The 19,705-nt window shown below is 60.0% G+C and carries 16 protein-coding genes; 13 read left to right on the top strand and 3 right to left on the bottom strand.

The genetic code is table 11. The features are described 5' to 3' along the window. The first annotated feature begins 3 nt into the window (after nt 1–3). From GIW28_RS06945 to GIW28_RS06930, 4 genes are all read left to right on the top strand, one after another. Nucleotides 4–2,058, top strand: a complete 2,055-nt coding sequence (locus GIW28_RS06945) for a prolyl oligopeptidase family serine peptidase (RefSeq protein WP_236447799.1) — start codon at nt 4–6, stop codon at nt 2,056–2,058. 50 nt (nt 2,059–2,108) lie between these two features. Continuing rightward, on the top strand, nt 2,109–2,951 hold the full coding sequence (locus tag GIW28_RS06940) for a DUF1460 domain-containing protein (RefSeq protein WP_017135546.1): 843 nt from the start codon (nt 2,109–2,111) through the stop codon (nt 2,949–2,951). 498 nt (nt 2,952–3,449) lie between these two features. Further along, entirely contained in the window at nt 3,450–4,889 is a 1,440-nt protein-coding gene (locus GIW28_RS06935; RefSeq protein WP_236459074.1) for an ATPase domain-containing protein, read from the top strand. Between the two features lie 23 nt (nt 4,890–4,912). Further along, a complete protein-coding gene (locus GIW28_RS06930) occupies nt 4,913–5,278 on the top strand; it encodes a response regulator (protein ID WP_017135562.1) in 366 nt (121 codons plus the stop codon). A gap of 187 nt (nt 5,279–5,465) precedes the next feature. Here GIW28_RS06930 and GIW28_RS06925 read toward each other — a convergent pair whose 3' ends face one another. Together GIW28_RS06925 and GIW28_RS06920 are read right to left on the bottom strand one after the other, a co-directional pair. Next, nucleotides 5,466–6,881 (bottom strand): amino acid permease, encoded by a 1,416-nt coding sequence (locus GIW28_RS06925; protein WP_169985950.1) that lies wholly within the window; start codon nt 6,879–6,881, stop codon nt 5,466–5,468. 252 nt (nt 6,882–7,133) lie between these two features. Further along, complete coding sequence (locus tag GIW28_RS06920) at nt 7,134–8,168, bottom strand: histone deacetylase family protein (RefSeq protein ID WP_236447110.1); 1,035 nt, start codon at nt 8,166–8,168, stop codon at nt 7,134–7,136. A gap of 119 nt (nt 8,169–8,287) precedes the next feature. Here GIW28_RS06920 and GIW28_RS06915 point away from each other — a divergent pair, with 119 nt between their 5' ends. From GIW28_RS06915 to GIW28_RS06880, 8 genes are all read left to right on the top strand, one after another. Next, complete coding sequence (locus GIW28_RS06915; RefSeq protein ID WP_056859928.1) at nt 8,288–8,788, top strand: Lrp/AsnC family transcriptional regulator; 501 nt, start codon at nt 8,288–8,290, stop codon at nt 8,786–8,788. 190 nt (nt 8,789–8,978) lie between these two features. After that, on the top strand, nt 8,979–10,787 hold the full coding sequence (locus GIW28_RS06910) for an ABC transporter ATP-binding protein (RefSeq protein ID WP_026013570.1): 1,809 nt from the start codon (nt 8,979–8,981) through the stop codon (nt 10,785–10,787). A gap of 216 nt (nt 10,788–11,003) precedes the next feature. Beyond that, nucleotides 11,004–11,951 (top strand): AraC family transcriptional regulator, encoded by a 948-nt coding sequence (locus GIW28_RS06905; protein ID WP_236447109.1) that lies wholly within the window; start codon nt 11,004–11,006, stop codon nt 11,949–11,951. 107 nt (nt 11,952–12,058) lie between these two features. Next, complete coding sequence (locus GIW28_RS06900; RefSeq protein ID WP_236447108.1) at nt 12,059–13,435, top strand: Rieske 2Fe-2S domain-containing protein; 1,377 nt, start codon at nt 12,059–12,061, stop codon at nt 13,433–13,435. After that, nucleotides 13,432–13,920: a benzoate 1,2-dioxygenase small subunit gene (gene benB, locus GIW28_RS06895; RefSeq protein WP_099549814.1), complete on the top strand. Its 489-nt coding sequence runs from the start codon at nt 13,432–13,434 to the stop codon at nt 13,918–13,920. The genes GIW28_RS06900 and benB overlap by 4 nt, the downstream gene beginning before the upstream one ends. Before the next feature lie 10 nt (nt 13,921–13,930). After that, nucleotides 13,931–14,953 carry a benzoate 1,2-dioxygenase electron transfer component BenC gene (gene benC / locus GIW28_RS06890; RefSeq protein WP_170038288.1) on the top strand — a complete coding sequence of 341 codons (1,023 nt, stop codon included), beginning with the start codon at nt 13,931–13,933 and terminating at the stop codon, nt 14,951–14,953. Between the two features lie 10 nt (nt 14,954–14,963). Next, nucleotides 14,964–15,725, top strand: a complete 762-nt coding sequence (locus GIW28_RS06885; RefSeq protein ID WP_017135571.1) for a 1,6-dihydroxycyclohexa-2,4-diene-1-carboxylate dehydrogenase — start codon at nt 14,964–14,966, stop codon at nt 15,723–15,725. A 54-nt stretch (nt 15,726–15,779) separates the two neighbouring features. Continuing rightward, on the top strand, nt 15,780–17,114 hold the full coding sequence (locus GIW28_RS06880; protein WP_236447107.1) for an MFS transporter: 1,335 nt from the start codon (nt 15,780–15,782) through the stop codon (nt 17,112–17,114). A gap of 55 nt (nt 17,115–17,169) precedes the next feature. On the opposite strand, the gene GIW28_RS06875 is transcribed toward GIW28_RS06880, so the two are convergent. Then, on the bottom strand, nt 17,170–18,084 hold the full coding sequence (locus tag GIW28_RS06875; RefSeq protein WP_099549801.1) for a LysR family transcriptional regulator: 915 nt from the start codon (nt 18,082–18,084) through the stop codon (nt 17,170–17,172). 247 nt (nt 18,085–18,331) lie between these two features. Here GIW28_RS06875 and GIW28_RS06870 point away from each other — a divergent pair, with 247 nt between their 5' ends. Further along, nucleotides 18,332–19,354 (top strand): zinc-dependent alcohol dehydrogenase family protein, encoded by a 1,023-nt coding sequence (locus GIW28_RS06870; RefSeq protein ID WP_017135574.1) that lies wholly within the window; start codon nt 18,332–18,334, stop codon nt 19,352–19,354. The last annotated feature ends 351 nt before the right edge of the window (nt 19,355–19,705 follow it).

The raw sequence follows: 19,705 nt of genomic DNA, 5'->3' as shown, positions 1-19,705 counted from the left end.
CAGATGCCAAACCTCCCGACACCGCCTTCCACGGGCGACGATCCTTACCTTTGGCTGGAAGACGTCGACAGCACGCAGGCGCTGGATTGGGTGCGCGCACAAAACCTCAAGGCCCACGCCCGACTCGCCGAATCCGCGCCTTTCAAGGCGATGCAGGCCGACCTGCTGGCGGTGCTCGACTCGGACAGCAACATCCCCTACGTGGAAAAAATCGGCGCCCACTATTACAACTTCTGGGTCGACGCCGCCCACCCTCGCGGCCTGTGGCGGCGTACCACGCTTGCGCAATATCGCAAGGCGCAACCTGCCTGGGAAACCGTGCTGGATATCGACGCGTTGAATGCCCTGGAAGGTGAGAATTGGGTATGGCACGGCGCCGACTGCCTGCACCCTGGCTATCAACGCGCCTTGGTTGCACTGTCCCGGGGCGGCGCGGACGCGAGTGTCACGCGCGAATTCGACCTGGTCGAAAAAGCCTGGGTCAAAGACGGCTTCGAGTTGCCCGAATCCAAGGGTGGGCTGGGCTGGATCGACCACGACAACGTGTATGTGTTTACCGACTTCGGTGCAGACAGCATGACCCGCTCGGGTTACCCGCGCATCGTCAAGCAATGGCAGCGCGGTACGCCCCTGAGTGCCGCGACGATCGTCTACGAAGGCCGGCACGACGATATGTATATCGCGGCGATGCACGACAGCACGCCGGGTTACGAGCGTGATTTCGTCAGCCGCACCCTGGCGTTCTACAACAACGAACTGTACCTGCGCGCCCCGGATGGCACGCTGAGCAAAATCGACGCGCCGAACTCGGCCGACAAGTCGGTGCACAAAGACTGGTTGCTCCTGCAATTGCGTGATGATTGGGCGGTGGGTGATGGCTATGTGGCTGGCTCGTTGCTGGCGATCAACTTTGCACGCTTCATGGCCGGCGCGCGGGATTTCGACCTGTTGTTCGTGCCATCGGACAGCACCTCACTGGCCGGCATGGACTGGACCCGCAACCACTTGGTGCTCAACGTGCTGGAGGACGTCAGAAACCGCCTCAGCGTGCTGACGCCAGGCCCACAAGGCTGGGCACGCAGCGCATTTATCGGCGCGCCGGCGATGGCGACCGTGGATGTGAGCGCCGTCGACAGCGATGACAGCGACGCCGTGTGGATGGTCACCCGAGGTTTTCTCACGCCGGTCACGCTGTCACTGGCCGAGCTTGGCGCGCAACCTGAAGTGCTCAAAGCCATGCCGGCGTTCTTCGATGCGAGCCGGCATGAGGTTGAACAGCATTTTGCCGTGTCCAAGGACGGCACCCGCGTGCCGTATTTCCTGGTGCACGAACAGGGCTTGCAGTACAACGCCAACGCGCCGACCTTGCTCTACGGTTATGGCGGTTTTGAAGTGTCGCTGTGCCCGGAGTATTCCGGCGGGCTGGGTCGCGCCTGGCTGTCCAAAGGCGGTGTGTATGCCGTGGCGAATATTCGCGGCGGCGGCGAATACGGCCCGCGTTGGCATCAGGCGGCGCTCAAGCACAAGCGTGCGCGCGCCTATGAGGATTTTGCCGCAGTGGCGCAAGACCTGATCAACCGCAAGATCACCTCGCCCCGGCACCTGGCCGTGCAAGGTGGCAGCAACGGCGGCCTGTTGACCGGCAATATGCTCACCCAATACCCCGAGTTGTTCGCGGCCGTGGTCGTCCAGGTGCCGTTGCTCGACATGCAGCGCTATCACCACTTGCTGGCGGGCGCCTCGTGGATGGAAGAGTACGGCAACCCGGACGTGCCTGAAGAATGGGCCTACATCCAGACGTTTTCACCCTACCACCTGTTCGACCCGGCCAAGACCTACCCGCCGGTGCTGTTCACCACCTCGACCCGCGATGACCGCGTACACCCGGCCCATGCCCGTAAACTTGCGGCCAAAATGATCGATGCCGGCCAGGACGTGACGTACTACGAAAACATCGAAGGCGGCCACGGCGGCGCGGCGGATAATGCCCAGAGTGCGTACATGAAAGCGCTGGTCTATGGCTTTCTGTGGGAGCGCTTGAGCGCCGACCACGGCTGACCGGCGCTGGCCGGTATGTTCGGATGCCCCTTGGATAAGTGAAGAGTCAGATGCGTACACCCTATGTTTTTATCCTGATGTCGATGCTGTTGGCGGGTTGTGGTTCGTCGGGGGCAACCACTGGAAATCATGCGCTCGAACGTCAGCAAAATGCAGCGCTGACGTCCGGTGCGACGCTGGATCCTTACACCGTTGAGAAGCTCAATGCGATTCTCCAAGAGCGTCCAAACTACCGGTTGCTTCCCGCGGGCCAACAGATCGGCCTGATCTCGGAGGCCTTTTTAGGCACGCCCTATGTTGCCAACAAGTTACAGGGCTCACTGAGCACGCCCGAACAGTTGGTGGTCGATTTTCGAGGCCTGGATTGCTTTACCTACCTGGATTACGTCGAGGCCCTGCGACAATCGGCAGCACAACCCGACTTTATGAAAAACCTGCTGCGCACGCGTTATGTTGATGGCGATCTCGATTATCTGAGCCGTAAGCACTTCTACACGGATTGGGCCTACAGCGGCACGTATAAACCGGCGCAAGACATCACCGCGCAGATAAGTGCCCATGCCGTTCGCCGCGAAAAACGCCTCAACCAAAAAGCCGACGGCAGCGCCTACCTGCCTGGCCTGCCGGTGGTCCAGCGTACGGTCACCTACATTCCTGCCGGTTTTATCGATAAGAAGGTCATCAATCGCCTGCACGAGGGCGATTTTATTGGCATCTATACGCCCTTGGCCGGGCTGGATGTGACCCATGTGGGGTTCTTTATCATGACGGACAAAGGCCCCGTACTGCGCAATGCGTCCTCGCATTCAGGCAGCCAGAAGGTGGTGGATTCGCCGTTTCTTACGTATGTGGCTAACACGCCGGGGATTGTTGTGCTGAGGGCCAAGGAGTAAAGGCTCATCGCCCTGTTGGCGTTCCGGATCCAGTACACCGAAAAGCCTCCCCATCATTGAGCATTCAGTGTCAATTGAGCCACTGTCCCGTCAGGGAGGCGACGTTTACAGTAAGCTTGGCTGCTGCATGAGCTAACGTTCATGTACGCGCCTTTCCGATGACTCGCTGGATACCGCCCCTATGAGATATCTGCCGCCCAGTGCGACCTTGCGTGCTTCTGAAGTTGCCACCTGCCATCCGACTGGCGCCCGACCTTAGTGACACTCGTGTCGATTCGCATAGGCGCGGGGTCGGCATGGTGGTGCACTTCCACAAGGTCAAGGTGAGGTCTTTACCGCCGCCACCTGCGAATGGGTGCATGGGGAGACACGATCTGGGACTCCATCCCCGCTGATCCGCCCACCATGCTTCAGGTCTGAATGGCTCTAAAGCGTAAATGGCGTTAGCATTCCCACCACTCGGCTTAAACAGCCTGTTTTTCAGATCAGGGTCGCATTGTGGAAAAGCTAAAACGCCTCCAAAGTGGAATCGAAGGGCTCGACGCTCTGCTCAAGGGAGGGCTGGTCGCGGGCGCCTCCTACATAATCCAGGGGCGACCAGGGTCTGGCAAAACGATCCTGGCCAACCAACTTGGGTTCCATCATGCGAACAATGGAGGCCGGGTTCTGGTCGCCACACTGCTGGCCGAGTCACACGACCGTCTTTTTCAGTTTCTTTCTACTCTGAGCTTTTTCGACGCGTCCAAAGTGGGCGCCGACATTCAGTTTGTCAGCGCGTTTGATACGTTGGAAAACGAAGGGCTGGACGAGGTGGTAAAACTGCTTCGGCGCGAGATAAGTCGACAAAAAGCTACAGTGATGGTGGTAGACGGCTTGCTTAATGCTCGCTCAAAAGCCGACTCGCACATCGACACCAAGAAATTCATTTCCGAGTTGCAAGGGCACGCTGCTTTCGCGGGTTGCACGGTGCTGTTTCTGACCAGCTCCCGTCTCGACGACGGCAGCCCTGAACACACCATGGTTGATGGCGTCATTGAAATGGGCGAAGAGCTATTTGGCACTCGCTCGGTACGTCGTATTCAACTGCGTAAAACTCGCGGCAGTGGAGCACTGACAGGCCTTCATGAGTGTGAGATTACCGACAATGGCGTGGTGGTTTACCCTCGTCTCGAAAGCCTTTATAGCCACCCATCCGCCCCCGACAGCGCCGACATGACGCGTATCGCCAGTGGCATTGGTTCGCTGGACGGCATATTGGGTGGAGGCCTTTACAGTTCCAGTGTGTCTCTGGTCATGGGCCCCTCCGGCATTGGTAAAACGACGCTGGGCCTGAAATTTCTGGCCGAGTCGACGGTGGAGGCTCCAGGACTGCATTTTGGCTTTTATGAAAGCCCGCAACGGTTGCGACTCAAAGGCCAATCATTGGGTATCGATATCCAAGGCATGGAGAACAGCGGCGCCCTGAGCATTGCCTGGCAGCCGACGACTGAGGGGTTGCTGGATGGGTTGGGCGCACGCTTGTTGAGTCTTGTAGAAGAGAAGGGCATCAAGCGCCTGTTCATCGATAGCCTTAGCGGTATGACACGAGTTTCTACAAATCCGGCGCGAATTACTGACTTCTTGAGTGCGCTGATGAATGAACTGCGCTCCAGGGGCGTAACCGTATTCGCGTCCTGGGAAATGCGTGATCTATTTGGCTCCGAGGTCAGCGCGCCAAACTCTGATCTGTCCAGCATCGTCGATAACTTGATGCTGATGCGGTTCTCTGAGAATCACTCTGAACTAAGCAGGACGCTTTCCATTCTTAAGGTACGAGATAGCTCTTATGACCCCTCCAGATTTGAGGTTGTCATCCAAGATCGCGATGTTTTCCTGAAAAAGGCTTCGAGACATGAACCTTCAGCCCCCACTGGGACATCGCCCGGTTCACTTTCTTAAGCTTTTGAGTGGGTTGAATTAACATGACCACCATCCTGGTCGTCGATGACGAGTATTTGATCGCTGACATTCTCAGCTTCGCGCTGGAGGATGAGGGGTTCATGGTGGTGACTGCCAGCAATGGTCGAAAAGGACTGGAAGTGCTGGATAGAGAACGGCCAGCCTTGATCATCACCGATTTTATGATGCCCGTGATGGACGGCCTGGAATTTGCCACAGCCGTTCGAGCCCTCCCGTGCGCTAATCAATTGCCGATCATCCTGATGAGCGGTGCTCAGGCACACATCGGTATGCAGAGATCGGACCTGTTTGATGCGGTATTGGCGAAGCCATTCAACATCGACTTGATCATTGCCGAAGTTAAAAGGCTACTCGCCTCTGATCAGTGAGTACTGCCTCTACCTGCCCGGAGCCACGTGGGATCGGGCTCCGCTAGCCCGGCTGCAGCTCAGCCCTGGATCGGTAGTCATCAGGTTTTCCTTGAGTCCAATTTTCTTCTGTTTTAATCAACCTTTGACGCGTGCACGTGTGGGGTTCTCTGCCGTGGTCGTTGCCGGTTGAAATACGCGTTTTGACTCAACCGAATTGCCCTGCCGATTCAACGGCGGTTTTTGGTTTCCTGCTACGTGTCAGCTGATAGGCAATTGCCAGCCATATGAACCACCCCGGCATGACCATCAACGCCACGCGTGTGTCAGGTCTCAATGCCAGCAGGCAGAGCACGAAGCCCATAAAAGCCAGTGACAACCAGGCCATTGGCACGCCGCCTGGCATCTTGTAAGCAGATTTGGCGTGAAGCTCAGGACGTTTTTTGCGATAGGCAATGTAAGACGCGAGGATGGTCGACCACGTGAAGATCACCAGGATCGCCGACACGGTGGACACGATGGTGAAAGCTGTCATGACTTGCGGAACGATGAACAGCACGAGCACACCTGACAGCATCAACAGTGTCGTGAAGGCCAGGCTCAACAGAGGCACGCTGTTGCCCGATAGACGCCGAAAAATACCCGGAGCGTTGTCTTGATTCGCCAGCCCGAACAGCATGCGGCTGGAGGAGAATACGCCGCTGTTGGCCGATGACGCGGCGGATGTCAGGACCACGAAGTTAACGATGCCGGCTGCTGCGGGAAAGCCTGCGACGAGGAAAAGCTCGACAAAAGGGCTTTTTACCGGTGAAACCTGTTGCCAGGACGTCACGGCAATAATGCAGGCCAATGCCAACACGTAGAACAGGATGATTCGCAGTGGAATCGAGTTGATTGCCTTGGGTAACGTCCTCTGCGGAGCGCGGGTTTCTGCTGCAGCGGTGCCGATCAACTCGGTGCCGGCAAATGAGAATATCGCCATCTGAAAGCCGGCAAAAAAACCAAGCAAGCCATTAGGGAATGCAGCCTGCTTATCCACCAGATGGCTCAGCGACGCGGTGACGCCATTGGGCGAAACGAACGAGCTGGCAATCATCACGATGCTGACGCCAATAAGTGTCACCACGGCGATGATCTTAATGATCGCGAACCAGAATTCGACTTCACCGAAAAGCCTGACCGTCAGCACGTTCAAGGCAAACAGTGTCGCCAGCATCCCGATAGCCGGTATCCAGGCAGGCAGATGGGGAAACCAGTACTGGAAAAAACCGCCGACCACGACGGCATCGCCGATCACCGCAACGCTCCAGCTAAGCCAATAGGACCAGCCGAGAAAAAATGCAGCGCGAGGCCCCAGGTAGGCGCCGGCAAAATCCGCAAAGGTCTTGAAATTCAAATTGGAAAGCAGCATTTCGCCCATGGCACGCATGATGAAGTAAACGAACAGGCCAATGATCATGTAGATAAGGATGATCGAGGTGCCGGAGAGGGCGATGATCTTTCCGGAGCCCATGAACAAACCTGTACCAATGGCTCCGCCCATTGCCATTAACTGGATGTGACGATTGCTGAGCGTGCGCTGCAGCGCAGGCTGCTCAACCTGCTCTGATACATTCGATTTCATTTCAAAACCTCTTGATCTTATGTTTTTGAGTTTTGGCAGAAAAGTGCATAGCCAGCGCCATTGTCAGGATGCAATGGCGGGTGACGGTGTTGGTTTATCTGGACAGCGATGGCCCCCCTGCACACGCCTGGGGGTGTCACTCGCAGGTCAACGGGCCGTGCGCAGATGGGCGGCTTTGGTCGGCTGCTGATCAAGCCTCTGGAACAGGTTTTTTATATGTTCAGGTTGATCACGCCGTCTTCGGGCGGATGCTCAAGCGCGCTTGCTCTCGAAGCCATGCAGTACGTTCACCGCGTTGATTCCGATTTCATCGACCATATAGCCGCCTTCCATCACAAACAGGGTGGGGCAACCCACACTCGCTATCAGCTCGCCGATCCCGATGAAATCCTCGCTTTCCAGCAGGAAGTGACTGATCGGGTCGTCCTTGAAGGTGTCGACCCCCAGTGAGATCACCAATACCTGCGGCGAGAATTGATGGAGTTTCCTGCAGGCATGCAGCAGGGCGTCGCGGTAGGTATCCCAGGCGGTGTTTTTCGGCAGCGGGTAGTTGAGGTTGAACCCTTCGCCAACACCTGCGCCGACTTCATCGCTGAACCCCGAATAGTAGGGATAGGACACGGCCGGCTCGCCGTGCAGCGATATGAACATCACGTCATTGCGCGGGTAAAAAATGTTCTGGGTGCCGTTACCGTGATGAAAATCGACGTCGAGTACCGCGACGCGTTTGGCGCCCTGGGTGATTGCCTGCTGTGCAGCAATGGCCGCGTTGTTGAGATAGCAGTAACCCCCCATGTATTCACGCGCCGCGTGATGGCCCGGCGGACGACAAAGGGCAAAGGCACTGTCATGGCCTTCATCGATAAGCGCCAGGCCCGTCAGGGCGATATCGGCACTGGTCTTGACCGCCTGCCAGGTGGTGGCAGTGATCGGCGAGCCGGCATCCATCGCATAGAAACCGAGTTTGCCGTCAATGAACGTCGGCACCTGATCGTTGGCCAGGTCACGTACAGGCCACACCAGTGGCAGCGCATCATGGGTGCGCCCTGTGGCGCTCCATTGCGACCACGCGCTTTCCAGGAAGCTCACGTAGCGCTCGCTGTGCGCGTTGACGTAACACGAGCGGTCGAACACGCGGGGTTCGACAATCCGGCCAAGGCCTACTTGCTTGACGCGGTTGTGAACCGTGTCGGCCCGACTGGGCTGCTCGAACGACGGCTTGAGCACGCCATCCTTCAACTCGGTGCCATGGTGCAGACGGTGGGAATCACTGAAAACTGTAAACATTCTGCGCATCCGTTAATGTGAGCCAGTGCAAATATTCTGTTCTGGTCAGGAGGCGATTTCTTTGCTTTGTTTTTGTGATTTTGTATATTTATCGGGCGATTTAACTCAGGAATGGCGTAATGAAGAAAAATATATCCAGGCGCATCAGCCTCGATGAGACCGATCTGGCCATTCTTGAGTTATTGCAGGAGGACGCGAGCATTTCCAATGCCGAACTCAGTGAGCGGCTTTCATTGAGCCTTACGCCTTGCTGGCGACGGCGCAAGAGAATGGAGGAGGCGGGGGTGATAAAGGGCTATCAGGCAACGCTTGATCGAAGAATGCTGGGGCTGGATATCATGGCATTCGTGCACATTCGCTTTTCCACGCATGCCGACCACGCTCCGGACGCCTTTGAGGCAGTGATTGCGCAATTGCCAGAGGTATTGGCCTGCCACAAGATCACCGGAGACGCCGACTACGTGCTCCAAGTGTTGGCGGAGGACCTTGATAGCTACAGCGACTTTATCGAGCAAGTGCTGCGGCGCCAGGTCGGTATTGCGTCTATTCAGTCGAGTTTGGCGTTGCGTGAAATCAAAGCGGGCAGCCGTATGGCCATACCCAAATTGAGCAAGGATTGAATGTCGCAGGTTCTGGGCTGCGCATGGGTGATTGCGGGGTGGTCATGCTGCGGCGCGCCGAGAATCTGCCGCGGTGCCCCTTGCTCCACCACTTGCCCCCGTTGCCTCGCTGTTGGATGTGCGCAACGCCATCGCCTGCCATAATCCACCCGTCTCACCCCAGCCCCCCCACACGGAGTCCATGCCATTCATGGTGCTGTTGAATCGATTGAGCGCGTTTTCCATCCAGGCGCGCCGGGCACTGAAGCTGGTGTGGGGCACGTCGCGTCCCTTATTCATAGGCCTGCTGCTGGCCACCATCGTTGCCGGTCTGTTGCCTGCGCTGGCTGCCTGGATCGGCCAGCGCATTGTCGATGGCGTGGTGCACGCGATGCAGATTCATGCCGCCGGCAGCCAGGCGCCCGTGTGGCCGGTGATGCAGTACGTGCTGGCCGAGGCGGGCGTGTTGGCGCTGCTGGCCGCCGCCCAGCGTGCGTTGTCCATGCAGCAATCGTTGCTGCGGGTGCAGTTGGGGGTGAAGGTCAACCTGATGATTCTGGAGAAAGCCCAGACCCTCTCACTCCTGCAATTTGAAGACGCCGAGTTCCACGACAAGCTGGTGCGCGTGCGCCAGGGCGCGTCGACACGGCCGCTGAGCCTGGTCACCAAGGGCCTGGGGCTGGTGCAGAACCTGATCTCGCTGATCAGCTTTGCCGTGCTGTTGGTGCACTTTTCGCCGTGGGCGCTGGTGATTCTGGTGGTCGGCGCGTTACCGGTGTTCTTCGCCGAGACGCATTTCTCGGGCAATGCGTTTCGCCTGTTCCACCGGCGCGCGCCCGAGACCCGTCAGCAGAATTACCTGGAATCGCTGCTGTCCCACGAAACCCACGCCAAAGAGGTCAAACTGTTCGGCCTGGCGCCGCTGTTCCTCAAGCGCTACCGCGACAACGCCCGGCGCTTGTACACCGAAGACCGCCAGTTGACGGTGCGCCGGGATGCCTGGGGCTTTGCCCTGGGCCTGCTGGGCACCGCGGCGTTTTATGTGGCTTACGCCTGGGTGGTGCTGGACACCGTGCGCGGCCAGACCAGCCTGGGCCAGATGACCATGTACATCGTGCTGTTCAAGCAGGGGCAAAGCGCGATCACCGCCAGCCTCAGCGCGATTGCCGGCCTGTATGACGACAGCCTGTTTCTGTCAGACCTTTATGAGTACCTGCTGACCCCTGTGGTCGTGCCGCGTGGCCGGCTTACCCAGGGCGCGCGTCCCGGCGACGGTCTGCGTTGCGAGCATGTGGGGTTCAGTTACCCCGGCGCTGAGCAGCCGGCATTGACTGACATCAACCTGCACTTGGCGCCGGGGCAAAGCCTGGCCCTGGTGGGCGAGAATGGATCGGGTAAAACCAGCCTGATCAAACTGCTCACGCGCCTGTATACCCCGCACGAGGGGCGCATTCTGCTGGATGGCAGCGACTTGCAAGACTGGGATGAACAGACACTGCGCCAGCGCATCGGAGTGATTTTCCAGGATTACATCCGCTACCAGATGACCGTCGGCGAGAACCTTGGCGTGGGTGACGTCGATGCGCTGAACGACGAGGCGCGCTGGCGCACGGCCGCCACACAAGGGGTGGCCGCCGAATTCATCGAGCGCCTGAGCAGAACCTACGGCACACCGTTAGGGCGCTGGCTTGGCGGCCAGGAGTTGTCGGGTGGGCAATGGCAGAAAGTCGCCTTGTCACGCGCGTATATGCGCCAGGAGGCGGACCTGCTGATTCTTGACGAGCCGACGGCCGCGCTGGACGCCGGCGCCGAGGCGGCGGTGTTCGAGCACTTTCGCGAACACGCCAAGGGCCGCATGACGTTGTTGATTTCCCATCGCTTCTCCAGCGTGCGCAATGCCGACCACATCATCGTGCTGGACGGCGGGCGAATCCTCGAGGAGGGTAGCCATCACCAATTGATGGCGGCGGGTGGGCGCTATGCCGAGTTGTTCGATGTTCAGGCGCGGGGGTATCGCTAGGTATCCGAGCGGCCGTCCAATCCGGCCAAGCGTATTGTTTCAAAGTTTTAGCACGCCATGCTCACCCCAAGCCCTGCGCGCCCCGGCGCACCGCTGAAACCCTGGCGCAGAACGCCCGACAATACCTCCAGGGTATCCCTTCAGACTTTTTCCATATTGGACGCCCCCGTACCCACGCGTCAGCCTGAGCCCAATAACTATAAAAGAGTCGCAACCATGACCGTGCTATTGAGTGAGCGCAGCCAGATTTTCCGGGGTGCCGATGCCTACGCGGTGTCGGACTACGTCAACCAGCATGTGGGCAGCCACTGCATTCGCCTGCCTCCCAAGGGCCGGCCACGGGCGAGTATCAGCCATCGCACCTTTGCCAGCCTGGACCTGTGCCGCATCAGCTACGGCGCTCCGGTACGGGTCACATCGGTGGCGCTGGAGACCATCTATCACCTGCAGATCCTGTTGAGCGGGCATTGCCGCTCCAGCTCCCGTGGTGAGGATCACGTGTTCGGGCCGGGGGAAATCCTGCTGATCAACCCGGACGACCCGGTAGACCTGACCTATTCTGCCGACTGCGAGAAATTCATCATCAAACTGCCGGTGCGCCTGCTGGAAAACGCCTGCCTGGAGCAGCACTGGAGCCTGCCGCAGGTGGGCATCCGCTTCGCGACGGCCCGCCACGCGCTCAGTGAAATGGGCGGCTTCCTGCCGTTGCTCGGGCTGATCTGCCATGAGGCGGAAAACGCTGCCGAGCCCCACACGCAGGGTCTGTATGAACGCATCGTGGCCAACAAGCTGCTGGCATTGCTGGGCAGCAATGTGTTGCGGGTGATCCCCCAGGCGGCCCACGGCGGTGGGTTTGAAGCGGTGCGCGAATTTATCCAGCAGCACCTGGGCGATCACATCAGCGTCGACCAGTTGATGGCGGTGGCCAACGTCAGCGAACGTTCGCTGTACAGCCTGTTTGCGCGCCAGGTGGGGCTGTCGCCGCGCGACTATGTACGCCGCTGCAAGCTCGAACGCGTGCACGCACGCTTGCAACTACGCAGCACGCGCAGCGTGACCGAGGTGGCTTTGGACCATGGCTTCATGCACCTGGGGCGGTTTGCCGAGGCCTATCGCAAATGCTTCGGCGAACTGCCGTCGCAGACCTTCAAACGCCATCGTTAAGCGACGTGCGCCTGGCGGATAACGATGTGCAGGCAGCGGATATTGACGCGCAGGGCGAACACGTACGGTGAGGGCGCCTGATACAAGAACAACGGAGGGCCCGCCCCATGATCAGTACACTCGACCGACTCGCCGGCCAATTGCGCGAGTCCGTACAGGAAGACCCCGCCACCGGAGTGTTCCGCTGCCGCCGCGACATCTTTACCGACCCCGACCTGTTTGCCCTGGAGATGAAACACATCTTCGAAGGCGGCTGGATCTACCTGGCCCATGAAAGCCAGGTGCCCGAGATCAACGATTACTTCACCACCTGGATCGGCCGCCAGCCGGTGGTCATTACCCGTGACAAACACGCCGCGCTGCATGGCCTGGTCAACGCCTGCGCGCATCGCGGCGCCATGCTGTGCCGGCGCAAACAAGGCAACAAGGGCTCATTCACTTGCCCCTTCCATGGCTGGACGTTCAGCAACGCCGGCAAGCTGCTCAAGGTCAAGGACGCCAAGACCGGCGCCTACCCGGACAGCTTCGACTGCGACGGCTCCCATGACCTCAAGCGCCTGGCGCGCTTTGAAAGCTATCGCGGTTTCCTGTTCGGCAGCCTCAGCGATGCGGTGCCGGAACTGCGCGATTACCTGGGCGAAACCCGCGTGATCATCGACCAGATGGTCGACCAGGCGCCTTTGGGCCTGGAGGTGCTGCGCGGCAGCTCATCCTATGTCTATGACGGCAACTGGAAGCTGCAAATCGAAAACGGCGCCGACGGTTATCACGTCAGCTCCGTGCACTGGAACTACTCGGCGACCATGGGCCGGCGCAACTACGAGGCCGAAGGCACGCGCACCGTCGACGCCAATGGCTGGTCGAAAAGCCTGGGCGGCGTCTACGCCTTCGACCACGGGCATATCCTGCTGTGGACGCGCCTGCTCAACCCAGAAGTGCGTCCGGTGCACGCGCATCGCCAGGCCTTGGCCGAACGCCTGGGCCAGGCGCGCGCCGACTTTATCGTCGACCAGACCCGCAACCTCTGCCTCTACCCCAATGTGTACCTGATGGACCAGTTCTCGACCCAGATCCGCGTGGTGCGCCCCCTCGCCGTGGATAAAACCGAAGTGACCATCTATTGCATGGCGCCCATCGGCGAAAGCGCCCAGGAGCGCGCCACGCGGATTCGCCAGTACGAAGACTTCTTCAACGTCAGCGGCATGGGCACCCCGGATGACCTCGAGGAGTTCCGCGCCTGCCAGACCGGTTACCAGGGCGCGAGCACCCTGTGGAATGACCTCAGCCGTGGCGCCAAACAGTGGGTGGAAGGGGCTGATGAGAATGCCTTGGCCATGGGCATGCAACCGCAGCTCAGCGGGGTCAAGACCGAGGACGAGGGCTTGTTTGTGCGCCAGCATGCGTACTGGGCCCAAAGCCTGCAGCGTGCGATAGAGCGCGAACAGCAAGGGCTGATTGCCAGCGACCGCGAGGTGCAGCCATGAGCCTTGCCCGTGAGCACCTGCTGGACTTTCTCTACCGTGAAGCGCGCCTGCTCGACGACCGCCAATGGGATGACTGGCTGGCCTGCTATTCGCCCAAGGCCGAGTTCTGGATGCCCGCCTGGGACGATCACGACACCCTCACCGAAGACCCGCAGCGCGAAATCTCGCTGATCTACTACCCCAGCCGTGACGGCCTGGAAGACCGCATCTTCCGCATCAAGACCGAGCGCTCCAGCGCCAGCACGCCCGAGCCACGCACCGTGCACATGCTGTGCAACCTCGAAGTGCTGGCCGACGATGGCTCGCAGGTGGACCTGCGTTTCAACTGGCACACCCTCAGCCACCGCTACAAAACCACCGACAGTTATTTCGGTACTTCCTTCTATCGCCTCGACATCCGTGCCGAGCAGCCGCTGATCACGCGCAAGAAGGTGGTGCTGAAAAACGACTACATCCACCAGGTCATCGACATCTACCATATCTGAGGACACCGCCATGACGTATGCCATTGCTCTGAACTTCGAAGATGGGGTGACCCGCTTCATCGACTGCAAGGTGGGGGAAAAGGTGCTCGATGCCGCCTTCCGCCAACGCATCAACCTGCCCATGGACTGCTCGGACGGTGTGTGCGGCACCTGCAAATGCCGCTGTGAAACCGGCGCCTACGACTTGGGCGACGACTATATCGACGACGCGCTGAGCGCCGACGAAGCGCAGGCGCGCCAGGTACTGACCTGCCAGATGGTGCCGCAGTCCGACTGCGTGATCGCCGTGCCGGTGCCGTCCAGCGCCTGCAAGACCGGCACCACGCAGTTTGCCGCGACGCTGGCCGGCATCACCCGACATGCCGATGCCGCGCTGCAGGTGAGTTTCGAGCTGGACCAGGCGCCAGTATTCCTGCCCGGCCAGTACGTGAATATCAGCGTGCCCGACAGTGGGCAGACACGCGCTTACTCCTTCAGCAGTCGCCCGGGCGACACGCACGCCAGCTTCCTGATCAAGCACGTGCCCGGCGGGTTGATGAGCAGCTGGCTGGAGCACGCCCAGCCCGGCGACCGCGTGGCGATTACCGGCCCGCTGGGGAGTTTCTACCTGCGTGAGGTGGCGCGGCCGCTGCTGTTACTGGCCGGTGGTACCGGCCTGGCGCCGTTCCTCTCGATGCTTGAAGTGCTCGCGCAGCGCCAGGAAACCCGCCCAATCCGGTTGATCTACGGCGTAACGCGCGATCAGGACCTAGTGATGGTCGAGGCGTTGCAGGCTTTTACCGCGCGTTTGCCCGACTTCAACCTGGTGACCTGCGTGGCTGATCCGCACACCACTCACCCGCGCCAGGGCTATGTGACCCAGCACATGGCCGACGAAGCCCTCAATGGCGGCGATGTCGACGTGTACCTGTGCGGCCCGCCGCCGATGGTCGATGCGGTGCGCGAGCACTTCAAGCAGCAGGGCGTGACCCCGGCCAGCTTCCATTACGAGAAATTCACCGCTAACGCCGTCGCCACGTGCGATGCCGCCTGAGGACTGCCGCATGACTCAACGGTTTAACAACAAGGTCGCGCTGGTCACCGGCGCTGCCCAAGGGATCGGCCGGCGTGTCGCCGAGCGCTTGCTGGAGGAGGGCGCCTGGCTGGTCGCGGTGGATCGCTCCGAGCTGGTGCATGAATTGCAGCATGAGCGAGCGCTGCTGCTGACCGCCGACCTGGAACACTACAGCGAGTGCGCGCGGGTGATGGCCGCCGCCACGGCGCGTTTCGGGCGCATCGACGTGCTGGTCAACAACGTCGGCGGGACCATTTGGGCCAAGCCCTTCGAGCATTACGCCGAGGCTGAAATCGAGGCCGAAGTGCGCCGCTCGCTGTTCCCTACGTTGTGGTGCTGCCATTGCGTGCTGCCCTACATGCTGGAGCAGGGCGCGGGCGCCATCGTCAACGTGTCTTCCGTGGCGACGCGTGGGGTCAATCGCGTGCCGTATGGCGCGGCCAAGGGCGGCGTGAATGCCTTGACGGCCTGCCTGGCCCTGGAGACTGCCGGCAGCGGGATTCGGGTCAACGCCACCGCGCCCGGCGGCACCGAGGCGCCACCACGGCGCATTCCGCGCAACACCCAGCCGCAGAGCGAGCAGGAGCGTGTGTGGTACCAGCAGATCGTCGACCAGACCCTCGACAGCAGCCCGATGAAACGCTACGGCAGCATCGACGAACAAGCTGGCGCGATTCTGTTCCTGGCCTGCGACGAGGCCTCCTACATCACCGGCGTGACCTTGCCGGTGGGCGGCGGCGACCTCGGCTAAGGCTTTTTCCATCAGCTGACACTGACTCACAACAACAATAAAGAGAGCACTGCCATGCGTAGCCATGATGTCCATTCGATTATCGATAATGCCCCGTTCAACCGCTTCCACTGGTTGATCGTGAGCCTGTGTGCCTTGCTATTGATCTTTGACGGCTATGACTTGTTTATCTACGGCGTGGTCCTGCCGTCAATCATGCGCGAGTGGGGGCTGACGCCGTTGCAGGCTGGCGCCCTGGGCAGCTATGCGCTGTTCGGCATGATGTTCGGCGCGTTGATTTTCGGCACCCTGGCGGACCGTTTCGGGCGCAAGAAAGGCATCGTGTTCTGTTTCACCCTGTTCAGTCTGGCCACCGTGATCAATGGCTTTGCCAGCAGCCCAACCGAGTTCGGTATCTGCCGTTTTATCGCCGGGCTCGGCTGCGGCGGGTTGATGCCCAACGCGGCGGCGCTGATCAACGAATACGCGCCGAAGAAATTGCGCAGCACCTTGATGGCCTTCATGTTCAGCGGCTATTCCCTGGGCGGCATGCTCGCCGCCAGCGTCGGGATTTTCATGCTGCCGGCCTATGGTTGGCAGTCGATGTTTTTTGTGGCGGTGATTCCGCTGCTGCTGTTGCCACTGATTGTGTACTGGCTGCCAGAATCCATCGGCTTCCTGATCCGCCAGGGCCAACAAGACAAGGCTCGCGCGCTGCTTAATCGGTTGTCGCCAGGCACCAGGATCGAGGTCGACGATGCGCTGGTGATCGCCGGCAGCCAAGGTAAAGGCGCCTCGGTGGTAGAGCTGTTCCGCCATGGCCTGGCGGTACGTACGGCGATGATCTGGGTCGCGTTTTTCTGCTGCCTGCTGATGGTCTATGCATTGAGTTCGTGGCTGCCCAAGCTGATGGCCGGCGCCGGTTACAGCCTGGGGTCGAGCCTGTCGTTCCTGATCGCGCTGAACCTGGGCGGCATGGCCGGGGCGCTGCTCGGCGGCCGTTTGGGCGACCGCCTGAACCTGGTGAAAGTCGTGATCTGCTTCTTCGCCGCCGCCATGGTCTCGATCAGCCTGCTGGGCATCAACAGCCCGATGCCGGTCCTGTACCTGCTGATCTTCGTCGCGGGTGCCACCACCATTGGTACGCAGATCCTGCTATACGCGGGGGCTGCGCAGCTTTACGGCTTGTCGATTCGCGCCACAGGCCTGGGCTGGGCGTCCGGCATCGGTCGCAATGGCGCGATAGTCGGCCCGCTGTTGGGCGGCGCGCTGATGGCGATCGAACTGCCTCTGCAACTGAATTTCATGGTCTTTGCCATCCCCGGCGCGATTGCGGCGCTGGCGATGACGGTATTTGCCCTGAATGAGCGGCGCACCCGTATTGCCTTGCCCGTTGCCCCGGCGCTGTGACGGCCAAACCGGCGGCGTTGCTCTGGCAGTTGCATTCGAGCCCTCCAGAAGACGCCTAGAGACTCTCAGGGTCGCCAAAGAACATCTGAATCCGCGACCTCAACCACCGCTCCCCCGGATCATTATCCTGCGACCCACGCCACGCCATGTGCAGCTCAAACGTGCGCACCGGCAACGGTGGGTCTTCGGCGCGCAAACCGCCCGCGGAGGTCAGTGCTTCGGCGGCGTAATCCGGCACGGTGGCGAGGATGTCGGTGCCGGCCAGCAGTGTGCCCAGCCCGTTGAATTGCGGCACGGCCAATACCACGTGGCGTTTGCGATCGAGTTTTTCCAGCTCTTCATCAATAAACCCGCTCAGGTCGCCTGCGAAGGACACGAGGGCGTGAGGGCGGGCGCAGAAGTCGTCGAGGCTCAGGGAGCCGGGCACGCTGTCGGCGCGCAGCAGTTTTGGCAGGCTGCGGCGCAGCACTTTGCGCTTGGCGTTGGCCGGCAGGTCGGCGGTGTAGCTGACGCCGATGGAAATTTCGCCGGAGGCCAGCAGGCCCGGCATCAGGATGTAGTTGACGCGGCGCACCACCAGCACGATGCCTGGCGCCTCGGCGCGCAGGCGTTTGAGCAGTTGCGGCAGCAAGGCGAATTCAACGTCGTCGGACAGGCCGATACGGAACACGGCGGTGCTGGTGGCCGGGTCGAACTCGGCGGCGCGGCTCACCGCGGTGGAGATCGAGTCCAGGGCCGGGGAGAGCAGGGCGAAGATTTCCACGGCACGTGCCGTCGGCTCCATGCTGCGCCCGGTACGTACAAACAGCGGGTCATCGAACAGCCCACGCAGACGCGACAACGCCGCGCTGATGGCCGGCTGGCCAAGGAACAATTTCTCGGCAGCGCGGGTCACACTGCGCTCATGCATCAAGGTTTCGAATACGATCAAGAGGTTAAGGTCGACACGACGCAGGTCGTTACGGTTCATCTTGTGTCCTGGAAGAGTCAGCTAACTTGACGTGAGCGGCCACATGTAAACAATGACCGGCATGAATCTTACGGGGAAAGGCTGGTACTCTGCACCGGATAATTGAGTTTTCCTACGATACTTGAGGCAAATGCCTCAGTTGCGGAATCAATGACAGACATGTCGACTATTAATGGCGACCGGTGGCCTTACCTGGAAAGCCCAGATAGAGTTCATGGCATTAGAGGTTACTTTGACGAGGTTTGCGATGTCCCGCACGATCCGTTTTCACAAGTTTGGTCCGGCCGAGGTGCTCAAATGCGAAGAGCATGCAGCCGCGCAGCCCGCACCGGGCGAAGTGCAGGTGCGTGTCGAAGCGATTGGCATCAGCTGGTATGACATTCTGTGGCGCCAGAACCTGGCGTCCTCCCATGCACGCTTGCCGTCCGGCCTTGGCCATGAGATGGCCGGTGTGGTGGTGGCCCTCGGTGAGGGCGTGGATGACTTGGCGGTAGGCGATAAGGTGGCCAGTTTTCCGGCCGAAAGCCCCAATGATTACCCGGTATATGGCGAGCAAATCGTATTGCCGCGCTCGGCGCTGACCCGTTATCCGGATGTGCTGAGCCCGATTGAAGCCAGCGTGCATTACACGCCGCTGTTGATCGCCTACTTTGCCTATATGGACCTGGCGCGGGTCAAACCCGGCCAATTTGCCCTGGTGACTGACGCCAGCCACTGTGCCGGCCCTTCGTTCGTACAACTGGGCAAGGCGCTGGGCGTGCGCGTGATCGCCGCCACCAAGGACAGCGCCGAGCGTGAATACCTGCTGTCGCTGGGGGCCGAGAAGGTCATTGTCACCGAAGAGCAGGACCTGCTGATGCAAATCAACAAGTTCACCGATAACCGCGGCGTGGATGTGGTGTTCGATGGCTTGGGCGGCCCGCAGATGTCATTGCTCGGTGATGTGCTGGCGCCCCGTGGCAGCCTGGTGCTCTACGGTTTGCAAGGCGGCAATCAGACGCCATTCCCGGCCTGTGCAGCGTTCCAGAAGAACATCCAGTTCTTTGTGCACTGTATCGGTAACTTCACCGGTAAGCCGGAGTTGGGCATCATTCAGGACCACGTTGCCTTGCAACGCGCCTTGCGTGACATCAACCAACTGACGGCCGATCGCGTGCTGGTGCCGCTGAAAACCACCGTGTTTGCGTTCAACCAGTTTGTAGAAGCACACCGTTACATGGACGAATGCCCGTGCCGCGAGCGCGTTGCGTTGCAGGTTGAGGCTGTTTGAGGTGTAGGAAGATTCGTAAATGAGTTTTACAAACCCTCGGCGCATGGGGCAAATGCGCCATTTGAAAGGGTTGAATCCGCGCGTTGTCTGAAACGCGCAACGGCCGTCCGGTCCCGCAAACGATGCCCTTTTTCCCGCCGCCGCCCTGAAATTCAGCGCGGCGTTGTTGTGTCTGCGCCCTGCGTATTTGGCCCGGCAACTATCTGAACTGGTTTTCGGCCAGCTTCTGTATCTGTTAATCATTATTTCAGCCCTGATAATTGGTACTTCACTTTCAACTCAAGGACTGAGTAATGAATGATTGTCTGATTCGTCAGCAGGTACTTCCTGCAACTACGCGTTACGCCATTG

The sequence above is a fragment of the Pseudomonas sp. PA-5-4B genome (genome assembly GCF_021606215.1).
GTDB classification, from domain to species: domain Bacteria; phylum Pseudomonadota; class Gammaproteobacteria; order Pseudomonadales; family Pseudomonadaceae; genus Aquipseudomonas; species Aquipseudomonas edaphica.
This window is presented reverse-complemented; position numbering and strand designations above follow the sequence as displayed.

Excerpts from the sequence above, each read along its gene's own strand:
- GIW28_RS06910 (WP_026013570.1), top strand. The coding sequence starts at position 8,979 with ATGGTGCTGTTGAATCGATTGAGCGCGTTTTCCATCCAGGCGCGCCGG.
- GIW28_RS06915 (WP_056859928.1), top strand. The coding sequence starts at position 8,288 with ATGAAGAAAAATATATCCAGGCGCATCAGCCTCGATGAGACCGATCTG.
- GIW28_RS06900 (WP_236447108.1), top strand. The coding sequence starts at position 12,059 with ATGATCAGTACACTCGACCGACTCGCCGGCCAATTGCGCGAGTCCGTA.
- GIW28_RS06940 (WP_017135546.1), top strand. The coding sequence starts at position 2,109 with ATGCGTACACCCTATGTTTTTATCCTGATGTCGATGCTGTTGGCGGGT.
- GIW28_RS06930 (WP_017135562.1), top strand. The coding sequence starts at position 4,913 with ATGACCACCATCCTGGTCGTCGATGACGAGTATTTGATCGCTGACATT.
- benC (WP_170038288.1), top strand. The coding sequence starts at position 13,931 with ATGACGTATGCCATTGCTCTGAACTTCGAAGATGGGGTGACCCGCTTC.
- GIW28_RS06885 (WP_017135571.1), top strand. The coding sequence starts at position 14,964 with ATGACTCAACGGTTTAACAACAAGGTCGCGCTGGTCACCGGCGCTGCC.
- GIW28_RS06920 (WP_236447110.1), bottom strand. The coding sequence starts at position 8,168 with ATGTTTACAGTTTTCAGTGATTCCCACCGTCTGCACCATGGCACCGAG.
- GIW28_RS06925 (WP_169985950.1), bottom strand. The coding sequence starts at position 6,881 with ATGAAATCGAATGTATCAGAGCAGGTTGAGCAGCCTGCGCTGCAGCGC.
- GIW28_RS06945 (WP_236447799.1), top strand. The coding sequence starts at position 4 with ATGCCAAACCTCCCGACACCGCCTTCCACGGGCGACGATCCTTACCTT.
- GIW28_RS06875 (WP_099549801.1), bottom strand. The coding sequence starts at position 18,084 with ATGAACCGTAACGACCTGCGTCGTGTCGACCTTAACCTCTTGATCGTA.
- benB (WP_099549814.1), top strand. The coding sequence starts at position 13,432 with ATGAGCCTTGCCCGTGAGCACCTGCTGGACTTTCTCTACCGTGAAGCG.
- GIW28_RS06905 (WP_236447109.1), top strand. The coding sequence starts at position 11,004 with ATGACCGTGCTATTGAGTGAGCGCAGCCAGATTTTCCGGGGTGCCGAT.
- GIW28_RS06870 (WP_017135574.1), top strand. The coding sequence starts at position 18,332 with ATGTCCCGCACGATCCGTTTTCACAAGTTTGGTCCGGCCGAGGTGCTC.
- GIW28_RS06880 (WP_236447107.1), top strand. The coding sequence starts at position 15,780 with ATGCGTAGCCATGATGTCCATTCGATTATCGATAATGCCCCGTTCAAC.